Source organism: Rhodopirellula islandica (genome assembly GCF_001027925.1).
GTDB lineage: Bacteria > Planctomycetota > Planctomycetia > Pirellulales > Pirellulaceae > Rhodopirellula > Rhodopirellula islandica.
Genome location: NZ_LECT01000006.1, coordinates 318,484 through 331,258, shown reverse-complemented (window position 1 = coordinate 331,258; position 12,775 = coordinate 318,484). Strand labels below are relative to the sequence as shown.

The 12,775-nt window shown below is 57.5% G+C and carries 9 protein-coding genes (1 of these 9 cut by a window edge); 7 read left to right on the top strand and 2 right to left on the bottom strand.

Translation table 11 applies throughout. The annotated features are described in order from the left end of the window. Window positions 1–7 precede the first annotated feature (7 nt). The gene (locus tag RISK_RS02665; RefSeq protein ID WP_047812658.1) at window positions 8–1,630 is read right to left on the bottom strand and encodes an exo-alpha-sialidase; all 1,623 of its coding nucleotides are present in this window, start codon (window positions 1,628–1,630) and stop codon (window positions 8–10) included. 197 nt (window positions 1,631–1,827) lie between these two features. Here RISK_RS02665 and RISK_RS33485 point away from each other — a divergent pair, with 197 nt between their 5' ends. The 6 genes from RISK_RS33485 (at window position 1,828) to RISK_RS02635 (ending at window position 7,187) form a co-directional block, all read left to right on the top strand. After that, window positions 1,828–2,079 (top strand): RNA 2'-phosphotransferase, encoded by a 252-nt coding sequence (locus RISK_RS33485; RefSeq protein ID WP_261340205.1) that lies wholly within the window; start codon window positions 1,828–1,830, stop codon window positions 2,077–2,079. Between the two features lie 132 nt (window positions 2,080–2,211). Then, the gene (locus RISK_RS02655) at window positions 2,212–2,460 is read left to right on the top strand and encodes a DUF3565 domain-containing protein (RefSeq protein ID WP_047812656.1); all 249 of its coding nucleotides are present in this window, start codon (window positions 2,212–2,214) and stop codon (window positions 2,458–2,460) included. Window positions 2,461–2,635: 175 nt separating this feature from the next. Next, complete coding sequence (gene cls, locus RISK_RS02650) at window positions 2,636–4,174, top strand: cardiolipin synthase (RefSeq protein ID WP_236695967.1); 1,539 nt, start codon at window positions 2,636–2,638, stop codon at window positions 4,172–4,174. Then, window positions 4,171–4,698 (top strand): PGPGW domain-containing protein, encoded by a 528-nt coding sequence (locus RISK_RS02645; RefSeq protein ID WP_063838425.1) that lies wholly within the window; start codon window positions 4,171–4,173, stop codon window positions 4,696–4,698. The genes cls and RISK_RS02645 overlap by 4 nt, the downstream gene beginning before the upstream one ends. A gap of 22 nt (window positions 4,699–4,720) precedes the next feature. After that, window positions 4,721–6,304, top strand: a complete 1,584-nt coding sequence (locus RISK_RS02640) for a tryptophan halogenase family protein (protein ID WP_053061032.1) — start codon at window positions 4,721–4,723, stop codon at window positions 6,302–6,304. A 298-nt stretch (window positions 6,305–6,602) separates the two neighbouring features. Continuing rightward, the gene (locus tag RISK_RS02635) at window positions 6,603–7,187 is read left to right on the top strand and encodes a transposase (RefSeq protein WP_047812746.1); all 585 of its coding nucleotides are present in this window, start codon (window positions 6,603–6,605) and stop codon (window positions 7,185–7,187) included. A 169-nt stretch (window positions 7,188–7,356) separates the two neighbouring features. Here the strand turns inward: RISK_RS02635 and RISK_RS02630 are convergent, their stop codons facing one another. Next, window positions 7,357–8,604 (bottom strand): Lpg1974 family pore-forming outer membrane protein, encoded by a 1,248-nt coding sequence (locus RISK_RS02630; protein WP_150122469.1) that lies wholly within the window; start codon window positions 8,602–8,604, stop codon window positions 7,357–7,359. A 255-nt stretch (window positions 8,605–8,859) separates the two neighbouring features. On the opposite strand from RISK_RS02630, the gene RISK_RS02625 reads away from it, so the two are divergent. Beyond that, window positions 8,860–12,775: the start of a PKD domain-containing protein gene (locus RISK_RS02625; protein ID WP_160311392.1), read on the top strand. It continues 23,192 nt past the right edge of the window; the window shows 3,916 of its 27,108 coding nt (coding positions 1–3,916); the start codon lies at window positions 8,860–8,862; its stop codon lies off the right edge, out of view.

The window sequence follows — 12,775 nt, the reverse complement described above, 5'->3', positions numbered from 1 at the left end:
CGTCCCCCTATCTCTTGGGACCGTTGGTGCTGGGGTGGATCTTTCCTGCCGTGGGTTCGGGAAACTCCGAAACCATGACCGCTGTGTCAGGCGCCTTTCCAGAGTAAAAGGAGACGTGGTGGGTGTCCCCAATCACGGTGGCGTTGGCGTTGCCCGAATCCCACGGAAGCGGACTGCCGGTGGCGACTGCCTCCGAAGCGGGCCAATGCAGCGGATGGTCGAAGACAACGTCCGGATCAACGACTCGACGCCGGAGGATGCCGCGGCCACGTTCGTAATAATAGTTACTCAACCAACCGGTTTCGGCGTCGAGGATGAGGCTGGGTGTGGAGGCGTAAATGTCGCTGATGTTGGTTTGCTGGCGCGTCCACGTGGCACCGTTGTCCGTCGAGACCATCTGGAATTGAGCTGGCCCGCTTTCCGTTCGCGCAACAGCAAGGATCCTGCCATCGCCGAGGTAAACAGCGGAGGGTTCGGTGGGCCAGTCTGCTTTCAACAACCCGGACTCGACGGCAGTCTGCGTCCAGGTGACACCGTCATCGCTGCTGGTCATCACGCCCCAGGAGTGAACCGCTTTGTCGCTGTAGTTCCCCGCGAACCACAAGGCCATCAACCCCACCTCGGGGACCGCGAAGACATCCGTGATCTGCATCGGTTGTGTGGCGAGTTCAGGAGTCGCCACAAGCGTGAAGGTCACGCCATCGGTGGTGCGGTAGAGGTCGTGATGTCGCTGCTTGCCGACGCGGCGCACCCACAGCAGCATCGCCCCCGTGGAATCCAGGCCTTTCCCGACCGTGACTTCACCGAAGCCAGGCGTGTTCGCGACGACCGTTTCCGCCGTCCACGTTTTTCCGCCATCGGTCGAAGTCCGTGCATACACGGCGCGAGCGTCCTCTCCGATCGAATGCGCTGATCCCCGGCTATAGGTGCAGACCAGTATGTCGCCTATGGCCTGAGTCATCGGCCACGAGTTGTAGCCACGCACATCCTGCACGACATGAGCTTTCGCGAGAGCGCTCAAGGGCGTCACCTTCACAACCGCCAAACCAGTGGGGCGGGTGAACGTGTCGCCGGGCAAGCCAGGTTCCCGCTGAATCCGCACCGTCAGGGGCGCGTTGGGAACCACTTCGTAGTAGGACTCCAGAACGATGGTGCGGGAATGAAGCGGACCGGCGGGAAGCGGTGTTCGCACTGGTTTGCCCAAGGCGTATCGCGATGTGAACGGCGCATCGTCCACCATTTGCGACAAGTGAACCCGATAAACATCCTCCACGTCCGGGTTGGTTCCCGCGTCGGTGGAGGTCACCACGATCTCGACCTTCACCGCGCGGCACTCGTCGGGAAGCCCGTTAACGATGCCGGCAATCGATTGCCCCACGGTGCCGCCGGACAAAGACCACACGGGAACGTGCGTCGATCCACTCGACATCAGAACGAGCGAAGGCTTCCCCGTTGCGATCGACAGATCATTCGCGGTCAGATAGATCGGAGACCATCGATGGGAGCCCCGTTCTTCGAGTGCGCCTGCGTCTTGCTCCATCGCAGACGCAGTGATTTCCCCGGGCAGAATCGCCAGAACCAGGATCAGAGGAACGAACGCGACAAAAAGAGCAGGCGGCAACGATTTCATGGCGTTCAAAACAAGCGGGGAAGGAACCTTCGACACATCGGCGACCAAGCGTTTCCTTGGCAGGCCAACCTTAGTCGAGAGAACCGGCCGACTCAATCTTCGGACATCGGAGCGACTCGCGTCGCTGATCCAATGCAAAGCCTCTGCCGTGGAGCAATCGATCGCGAGCGTCTTTTGTTTTCGGTTAGAATCGTGCCATGAACAATGATCCATCGCTCGTTTCGACCAGCAAATTCCTGAGCTTGGTTCTGCGGCACCAACCCGAGGTCATTGGCCTGAAGCCGGACGCAGAGGGCTGGCTCGCCATGCCAATGCACCTGTTCAAGAGAGCGGAAGAAGAGAACGCTCCCGCTATGACAAGGAGTCCAACCACCTTTCGCGGATGCGGGCATCCACCCCATCGCCTACGAAGAAACGGAACATTACCGAGTGACTCGTTCCTTCCTTGAAAACCCTCGCCGGATGCTGTCCCACCTACTGGGCGATGGCAGAGAGATCGAAGAATGATTGAGCACACGCTCTTTCAGTTGCCACGCAGACAAACTCCTGTTTTAAACCGCCACGCGAGGCAAACACGTATCATGAAGAACCCTGATGAGGAAACCATTCCACAAGCCATCACTGGTTTCCACACCGACGATGAAGGCCACTGGGTAGCTCAACTTGCCTGCGGCCACAACCAGCACGTCCGCCACTCGCCGCCCTTGGTCAGCCGTCATTGGGTGCTCACGCAGACGGGCCGCGACGCAATGATCGGGTATGAACTGGGATGCAAAAGGTGCATCGACCAATCCCCTCCCGACGATCGCCTTGGCCAACCATCGGGATGATGCGACGCGGTTCATGGCGTTGTGCCAACCAACGGTGCCAACGCCTCCTCTGATTTTGGCTCCGTGCCCGAGAGACTCGGCGCTACCGTGGCTACGTTTCCCACCGCGTCCGATACAATCGCTCCGTCACGACGGAACCACACCCTGGCTTCAGCGACGTTCGCGATGGCGAGTCATGTGGACGTCACCAAAACAAGTTGCCATCGCCATGTTCCAACGCAGCAAACCAACCTCTGAATCCGCGGACGCTTCCGTTGAAACCCCCGAGCCGAGGTCCAAAAAGAGGCGGGCCTTTGCCGCATTTGTGATGTTCATGCATGTGCTCGGCGCCCTGACATCGATTCAAGCCGTGATGTCGACACGCACCTCGCAAGGTGCCGTGGCCTGGGCGGTCAGCCTCAACACGTTGCCATACGTCGCCGTCCCCGCGTACTGGGCACTCGGGCAGTCAAAATTTGATGGATACGATCTGCTGCGACGCAGCGAACAACTCGCAAGCAGCGAGGTCGTCAAACTCACTCGAACGGAACTCGAGGAAGACGATCTCTTGCTGGTACCTCAAACACCCTCCGAAAAAAGCCAGTCGCGTCTTCTCAACCGCCTGAGCCGACTTCCCATCACCACCGGCAACTCCGCCAAACTGTTGATCGATGGGCAAGCAACATTTGATGCCATCCTGGACAGCATCGACCAAGCCGAAGAGTACGTGCTCTTTCAGTTCTACATTTTGCGAGACGACAACCTGGGGCAAAGGTGCAAAGCCGCTTTTCTCAAAAAGGCCGCCGAAGGTGTCCGCGTGTTCGTGCTCTACGATGAACTGGGCAGCAAAGACCTGTCGCCTGAGTACATTCAGGAACTCCGCAGCGGCGGCGTCGAAATCTCTCCCTTCAACACAACACAGGGGAAAGGCAACCGGTTCCGACTGAATTTCAGAAACCACCGCAAGATTGTGGTGGTGGACGGCAAGGTGGCTTTTGTAGGAGGGCACAACGTCGGTGATGAATACCTCGGCGATCACCCGGTGCTCACTCCCTGGCGTGACACCCACGTCGAACTTCGCGGTCCGGTCGTGCTCTGCATTCAAGCCCCCTTCGTGGAAGACTGGAACTGGGCCACAGGATCGCTTCCCCAACTTCAATGGAATCCCGTCCGCGAGGAAGGAGGTGAAGTCGTCGCCGCGTGTTTGCCGACTGGACCGGCGGACATGCTTGAAACAGGAACGCTGTTCTTCCTGCACGCAATCAATTCTGCCAAGGACCGTTTGTGGATCGTCAGTCCGTACTTCATTCCTGATGAGCAATTGATGTCAGCGTTGCAACTGGCGGCCCTTCGCGGAGTCGATGTCCGGATTCTGATTCCGCAAAACCCTGATCACCTGCATGTCTATTGGTCAGGAATCTCTTACCTGGAAGAAGCCAAAGAAGCAGGCATCCAGATCTACCGCTACCAGCCTGGTTTCTTGCACCAAAAAGTCTGGTTGATCGATGACTCTACTTCGCTGATTGGGACGGCGAATCTCGACAACCGATCGATGCGATTGAACTTCGAAATCACGATGCTGATGATCAACCAAGAATTCGCGAAGGAAGTCGAAGCCATGCTGGAAGCGGATTTTGCCAAAAGCGAACTTGCGTCGGCGGCCGAGTACACCGAAAGTTCACTTCCCTATCGGTTCCTGGTTCGTGTCTGCCGTCTGCTCGCCCCCATCCAATGAACTTTTTGAACGACCTCTACGACCAGCTCCTGGAACACAAAGGTGCCATGCAGTGGGCCGCGGTCATCTCTGCCGTGGTTTTCGTTGGCAGTCTTCTCAGCGTGCCTTTTCTGGTGGTCCGAATCCCGGCTGACTACTTCGCCAAACCACACCGGCCCCGAACCCTGTTTGCGGATCAGCATCCGTTGCTACGATGGTCAGGGCTGATCCTCAAGAACTTGATGGGCGCGTCGTTGCTGCTTGCCGGAATTGCCATGCTGATCCTTCCCGGCCAGGGGTTGCTGACCGTCGCGATCGGTGTCCTGTTGCTGGACTTTCCGGGAAAGCATCAATTGGAAGCCAAACTCATTCGCTTTCCACCGGTCGGCAAATCCATCCACTGGCTTCGCAAGAAAGCGAACGCGCCACCGTTGGTGATCGAGCCCCACTCGCCACCCGCCACCGACCACCAGGAAGAACCTGCCAGATGCATGCCCAGCGACGCCCCATCCGCAACCGGCGACACGAACGCCAGCGATCAATGAACGAAAATGAGGAAATGGCGTGATGGAAACGGACGACACCACGGTGCTGCATCACGACCAACAACTTGGTGACAGTCCCTCGGCCAACGCCCCTCACATCGTTGTCGTCGGTGGTGGGACGGCGGGGTGGATGAGTGCCGCGACGTTGAAACGTCGACTCGGATGCCGTGTCACCGTGGTTGAATCGGCTCGTGTTCCACCGATCGGTGTGGGCGAAGCGACGATCCCAGCGATCGTGGATTGGATCGAGAACATGGGCATCGACGAGGATGATTTCATCCGCCGGACCGGTGCGACTTACAAACTCGCGATTCGGTTCGACAACTGGGTCGAACCCCAACACCGTTACTGGCACCCGTTTGGGATTTGCGGCAGCCCCATCGATGGCGTGGACCTGATTCACACCTGGCAACGGGGAGTTCGCCAGGGCTGGATCCCCGTCGAATCCAAGTACACCGACTACAGCTTCCAACGCGAACTGTGCGAACGAGGGCGCGGTCCGCGTGCGCCTGGTCAACCGAGTCTTGCGCACAACTACGCGTTTCATCTCGACGCGGGAAAGCTGGCTGCCTTCCTGCAAGAGATTGCTATCAACGAAGGCGTCCAGCACGTTGTCGCGGACGTGTGCGGCGCGGCCCACGATGAGCAAGGCAACATCCAATCCCTTTCACTGGATGGGCAAACCGCCGTGGCAGGGGACCTGTTCATCGACTGCAGCGGATTCGCGAGTGTGCTGATTGAACGAGAGATGCGATCAGAGTGGACCGACTGGTCCGGGCAATTGATCTGTGATCGCGCCATCACGATGCGTCGGCCTCGCAATGAATTGGGCGATGATGAAGAGTCTTCCGCTGAACTGCCGCCGTTCACGATCAGCACCGGAATGAACTCCGGTTGGTCCTGGCAAATCCCTCTGCACGAGAACACGGGTTGCGGCTATGTGTTTTCGTCGGCTCACATCAGCGACGAAGACGCCCGAAGCGAACTGATCGACTTGGTCGGTGGCGACGGGGAAACAATGGAGACCCGAGTTGTCCCGATGCGAGTGGGGATGCGACCGATGTCGTGGGTCGGCAACTGCGTCTCGATCGGATTGTCCGCTGGTTTTGTCGAACCGCTGGAGTCCACCGGGATCTTCTTGGTCCAGCGCGCCCTGGACGAATTGGTGGAGTGTTTGCCGACGACGATCTTGCCAGGTGTCTTTGACAAACGCTCCTGCGACACCCAATCATTCAACACACGGATGACGGAGGTTTACGCTCAGGTGCGTGACTTTGTGCTGATGCACTATGTCGTTTCACAGCGCCGCGACACGGCGTTTTGGAAAGAAGCTGCGACGGTCGCGTTGCCTGACTCTCTAGCGAGGTTGCTGGAGGAATACACTCGCACAGGCCGAGTCCTGATGCCACAGCGTGATCCCACGTTCCTGGACGTGAACCACCACTACATTCTCAGTCCAGCAGGCGTTCAACCAGGTTGTTTGCCAGGAGCACGCGACTCCCAACCAGGGACAGCCCAATTCCTGGAGCACATTCGCTCGACGCACACTGAGATCGCCATGCGACTTCCTTCCCACGCGTCGCTCATCGATACGATCCATCCGTAGCGAAACTCGTCAAGAGTTTCGATGTTTTGGAGAGGGAGTGGACGAAACTCTTGACGAGTTTCGCTACGATCGCTTCACGACGCTGCGACGGTCGCGTTGCCAGGCTCGCGCGACTCCCAACCAGGGACAGCCCAATTCCTGGAACACATTCGCTCGACGCACACTGAGATCGCCATGCGACTTCCTTCCCACGCGTCGCTCATCGATACGATCCATCCGTAGCGAAACTCGTCAAGAGTTTCGATGATTCGGATAGGCAGTGGACGAAACTCTTGACGAGTTTCGCTACGATAAAGGGATGACTGTCGAGCGTCCGCAACGGCTAAAACGATTGCCGGCTGAGTATTACCGGGGCGAAGCATGGGTGCATTGGGTGTGCACGATTGACGGTCGTCGTACCGGTTGGCTCGACGCTCGATTTCTCTACAAGATGAGAGAATTGCTGACCCACGCCGCCTTCCGCTATCAGATCGCTTGTCCGATCTATTGTTTGATGCCCGACCACATCCACCTTCTGTGGGCAGGGCTCGCCGATGACTCGGATCAGTTGCCCGCCATGAAAGCGTTTCGCTTGAATTCAAACGACTGCTTGAAACGAGTCGGGCATCAATTCCAATTGCAACCGTACGATCATGTTCTGAAGGACCATGAACTGGAGCGTGGTGCGATCGAATCCACCATGGAATACATCGCCAGAAATCCCGAACGGAAAGGCTTGGTCAAGACAGATCATTTCCAGACCTACCCGTACACCGGATGCCTATTGCCTGGCGCACCACGCATTCGGCTGTTTGGTGAAGCGGGCTGGGACGAAGTTTGGCAAACGCTTTCTTTTTTGAAAAGAACGGCCTGCTTCCGTCGCCCTGATCCCAAATACTTGTAACGAAAGCTCGTCGACTCGTAGCGAAACTCGTCAAGAGTTTCGATGATTCGGAGAGGGAATGGACGAAACTCTTGACGAGTTTCGCTACGAAAATGAGATTCGCGACGAAAATGAGATTCGCGACGGGAATGAGTTTCGCGACGATGTTTTGCGACGGATGCGTCGTGGATCAGTATTGCAACTGGATGCCGGTGGTCAGCCCGACGAAGCTGAGGTCGTCGTCCAGGACACTGTCACCAGTCACGTCACCGTCGCGGCCCTCCATCGTGGCCGGTGGATTGACACCGCCGACGCTGGAATGATGCTGGCCTTCAAAGGCAACAAAGGTCGTGAAGTGATCCGTGATTGTGTATTCAACGCCGACTTGCATTTCGAGACTGCCGGCAAAGGAATTCACGCCTTCGTCATACGATCGCAAATCGATTCCGTTGACGTGTTGTGTGTTGCCAAAGTTGGACTCTCGTCCCAAAAAGTCTTTTTTGCCATACAACATCGCCCCACGTAATGTTCCGAACATCGCCAAGCGATCCAGCGGCAATGTCTGCCGCAGACGCAGAGCCATTGTAGGACCAAGCCCTCGGAATTCGGTGATTGCGTTGACGGACCCTTCATCGGTCACGGCGGAGTACGTTTGGCTGAACTTGCCGTATCGCATCCCGATGAATGCGTCGACGGGTTGGATCAAGTTGCGGGAGACCTCCAGGTCGATCACATCCGCTCGAACGCGGCTGGTGAAGGTGCCTTCTTCAAAGAGCTGCACGCCCAAAGCGACGTCACCGTCTTCGACGAGGTAGGGCACATCGGCTCGCCATCCCGGCTGGATGATGCCGTTGTCTTCACTGGCAACAAAGGACTGGCCGTGATCGAACTGCCAGTATCGAAGTTGCCATCCGACACCGTTGCTTGGTGGTTCGTAACCAAGCGTGACACGGGGACTGTGCTTCATTTCCCATGGAAACATGACCGTTGCGAACTCTTCGTCGCCTGTTTGGACGATCAAGGCGGTTTGATTGCTCTGCACGGGCTGCACAATCACGCTTTCATAGCGTGCAAACAGCTTGCCCGGCCGAGCAGGCCCATTCTGCAATCGAGCGAGTTGCGATTCCTGTTGGGCCAGCCGGCGTTCCAGATTCATCAATTGAATCGACGAATCGGCACCATTGTGAATGGTCACCCCGCCATCAGCGGCAGCTGCTTCCGTCCACTGAGCGTAAGACGCCTGGTCGATCAGGTCATCGATCTCGTTCGCCGGCAGATCCGTCACGCTATCGAATGAACTGGAATACCCACTCGCCGGCGAATCGTTCTGCGGTGACTGAGCCGACGCTTTGCCAGAAAACGACCATCCAATGACCAGCAGATTGGCCCCAACGAGGCATCGGGAAGTGATGCCAACCCAATCAATTTTTTGAGTCATCAGTTTCAAGAGATCGTTCAGAGTTGATGCGGTCGGGTGAACCATTGTTCACAGCGAGGGTTGAGCGGCACCAAGAAGATCCTGGCAGCTTGAGGCTTATCCAAACAAGAACGCCCGCGTCAAGATCAACCAGACATCAAAATGGTGACAGTTTTCCCCGCGTGAAACTCGTCTAGCGATGCGCCTTCAATTTGAGTATTTCCTGCTGCAATGAATTCGCCGTTTTCTTGGGATTTCGCTCAAGAAACGGCGGTCATGATTCGTTCCATGGATGGAAACAGGCTGACGATGAACATCGATGACTTACTGCGTGGACTTCAACTTCGCCGCGCAAACTGTTCCAGCGTGGAACAAAGCGGTCCCAACAGTCGATCCAAAACGAAGAAGAACCGTCGGCGTCATCGACGTTCGGCTCGATTCGAATCGCTCGAATCACGGCAACTGATGGCGGGCGACTACGAAGTCCGCGGGTCGGCTCTGTACGATTCGATTCAGGTCTCGCAAGACTCGGGAAACTTGATCGTTGACGGCAACCATGACTTGACGGTGTACCTCGACGGCTTGGAAGTCGTCCCTCCCGCGAGTCAAACGGACCAAACACGATGGGAGATCCCCACGTCGGCCAATTCGATCAAGATCGATGCGTACCTCGGTGAAGACACGATCCACGTCAGCGGCACGATTGACCTCAGTCCTGCGATTGATTTCACGATCATCGGCGAGCAGATCACAGTTGATGCCAACGCCCAGATCACCGCGGGCGACCTCTCGCTGCACAGCGTCGGCGCGGAGTCCGGATTGTCGGTGGCGAGCAACTTACCGATTGATCTTGCAGACGTCTTTTTGTCGGACCGGTTTGTCAAAATCGAAGATGGCGTCGCATTGATCGGCAAGGACATCACGCTCGATGCGCAGCGTATCTCTTCGCTGGTCAGCCCGATGCGTCCGGTCGGCGTGGGCAAGAAGAACACCAGCGTGAGCATTGGTTCCGCCATCATCACGGCCAGTGGCGATGTCGAAATCACGGCCGAGGCTCGCGACAAGAACATCGACACCGTCGTTCCTGAGGTGATCTCCGGCTACACCCACAAAGCACTGCACTCTCTGTTCCCTTTGGCACCGCTGCCGATGCCGGTGTCCGTCATGGTTCGCGAAAGCGAGTCAACCGTGACGCTCGATTCAGCGACGATCACAGCGGATGGGACCGTCAAAATCACATCCGACGCCACCGCTGATGCGACCACGTACGCGTTGGCCAACATGCAGTTTGGCACCGGGGCGGTCTCTCGCGGATTGGGGACGGTTGCGGTCGGTGTCAGCATTTCCAACGCTTCTGCCCAAACGTTCTTGCAAGGCAGCACGTCCATTCAGGCCGCCGGCACCATCACGATCGGTTCCAACGCCGACAGCATTGCCGATGTGCAAGCCTCGGCCACCAACGACAACGGCATCGAGAAGTCCGAATCCGTTGAAGGGCCGCTGTTGGAAAGCCAAGAGAGCTTGGAAGAAGCGAAGACCAAGACCTCTGATTCCAAAGCAGCCGGTGCGGCCGCCGCTGTCAGCGTCTCGGATTCGGTCAGCAAAACTCAAATTGACTCTGGCGTCGTCGTGACCTCCACGGCCGGCAGCATCAACGTCAACGCAACGGGCGTCGGAACCAACAACGCCGCCGCCAGCGTCGGAATCAATGTCGACGCGACCGTGGCACTCGGGTTCGCTGTCGCGGTGGACACCGCTGACATCCAGGCCACCGTTGCCGGAAAGCTCACGGCCGCCGGCACCTTCCAAGGTGTCAATCTAAACAACGATTCAGTGCCGACCCAAAGCACCACGATCCACGCCGAAGATCATGGTTTCGAAACCGGCGACCCACTGAACTATGAAGCGATCCCGATTGGTGACAACGAGGCATTCCCGTTGCCTGGTTTGACCAGTGGCGAGTCGTTGTTCGTGGTCAAAATCGACGACGATCATTTCCAAGTCGTCCGCCAGCGTTCCATTAACCTTTCAACGGACACGCTGTCCGCGTACGACGCCAGCGATCATCCGACCCACTCGATCTACACCACGGAAGTTTCGCTGTTCGATCCGGCCACCTCGGTCAATCTCACAGACAACACGATCACGTTGAGAAAGGACCAAGTCAACGATTTCGAAGCGATCCAAAACGGGTATGTGCTGTCGTACCAATCTGGCAGCGACGACGACAACGAACCGCAGGCAATCGGTGGCCTGGAAGACCGGAAAAACTACCTGGTTGTGAACCGAGGTTTTGTGCCTGGATCGAACTCCACCCAAATTCAATTTCAACTCGCCGGTTTGACTTCCGAGAATGACTCCACGCCACTGGACCTGACTGACGTTGGCGTCGGAAACTCGCACGGTTTTGTGTACGCAGGAGTGGCACAAACATTTGTTCCCAACGCGAGTGGCGTGGTGGATTCAACGACGGATCAAATCACCATTCCCGATCACGGGCTGCAAACCGGTGATGAGATCACCTACCGAACCGACGCGGATCGATCCAGCACTCAGCTGACGACCCAGCACGCTCGCTTTCACTCGGTTGACGTGGCGACGAAGACGCTCGCCATGCCGGGTCATGTGTTGTTCACCGGTCAAGCGATCACGTATCACGCGGGCGTCGATGCTGTCAGCGGCGATTCGGGAAGCTCGTCGGCCGGTCTCATTGACGGCACCACCTACTACGTCATCTCTGATGACGCCGAGTCGATCCAGTTAGCCAACACCCGCACCGAAGCATTCGCGGGAACGGCCAGAACTCTGTTGGCCACGTTCCACGACAATCAAAATCAATCCTTCTCGTTTGAAACCAAAGCGACCGAATTTGACGGCACCCGGGCAACTCCGCTTGTCGACCCGGTGGCCAATCAATTCGTCATCCCTGGTCACGGACTGACGACTGGCACCCTGGTGAACTATGAGGCTGGGGACAACAGCACACCGGGTGAGATTGTCAACAATCAGAACTACTACGTCGTCGTCGATTCCATCGACGACGACCGGTTTGGATTGTCCGCAAGCCCCGATTCGCTGGTCCTGGTTGACCTCGATGATTCCGCAACGATTCAGTTTGGTGAACACGTCTTGGCGGTGATCAGCGGCGACTTGGACGTCACCGACAATGAGATCGCCATCCCGAGTCATGAGTTGTTCGACGGCGTGATCGTCCGTTATCGCCATGATGCCGGTGACGTGGCGATCGGCGGATTGACCGATGGAACGGATTACGAGGTTTTGGCGACCAGCGGCGATTCATTGCAATTGCGCCCCGTCACTCCCGATGGCGGCACTCCTGCGGACGTCATTGACCTTTCCGCCGCCGGCATCGGCGATGAACACCACTTGGACGTTTACACGGACAACGATTCTTCCAAACCGGTTGCGAGAACACTGACATTCGTGCCGACTCGCGTGCAACCGTCGGTCAATCGTTTGCAATTCGACCCGACCGCTGGTCCGGTCATCAACTCGGATTCAGTCGACCCGACAACCAATCCATTTGGCGAGACGATCCGATTGGACTCGCATGGATTTGAGACCGGTGAAGTGGTCACATACCTTGCGGACGGCGGCGTGATCGGCGGACTCAACGCAGGAACCCAGTACACCATTGACGCTGTGGATGCGGATCACATCCGCTTGACCACGATTGCAACCGAGTCCACACCGGCAGCGATCGTTGATTTGACCGGTCCTGGTCCAGGTGGATCGCGGCATGCATTGGAGGTGGCTGCCGATGTCATTCTCCTTGACCCGGCCATCGACGGATTGGTCGATGGCGGCGTTTACTATGCAACGGTCATCGACGACAACTCCATTCGTTTGTCGGCGTCCAAAGGCGACGCGATCAACGCCGCTCCCATCACGCTGAACGCCATCCCGGTTGCGACCGCCGCAACGACCACCACGCACCGATTGGTGGACCCGCTCGCGACAGAAGGCGTCTCGGTGAAGGCGTCTTTGACGGCGGCGAACTCGTCGACCGTCGGCGCCGCAACCGGGGGCGCACCGTTCCTCACCAAACTCAAAAATGGCCGCAACGAAGTAGGGAACTTGGTCGGCGGGCTGGCGGGATCGTTCGACAGCACCAAGGAATGGGGCCAATCGCAGCAAGGACCGACGGCAACCGATCTGCAGCGAGGCGAAG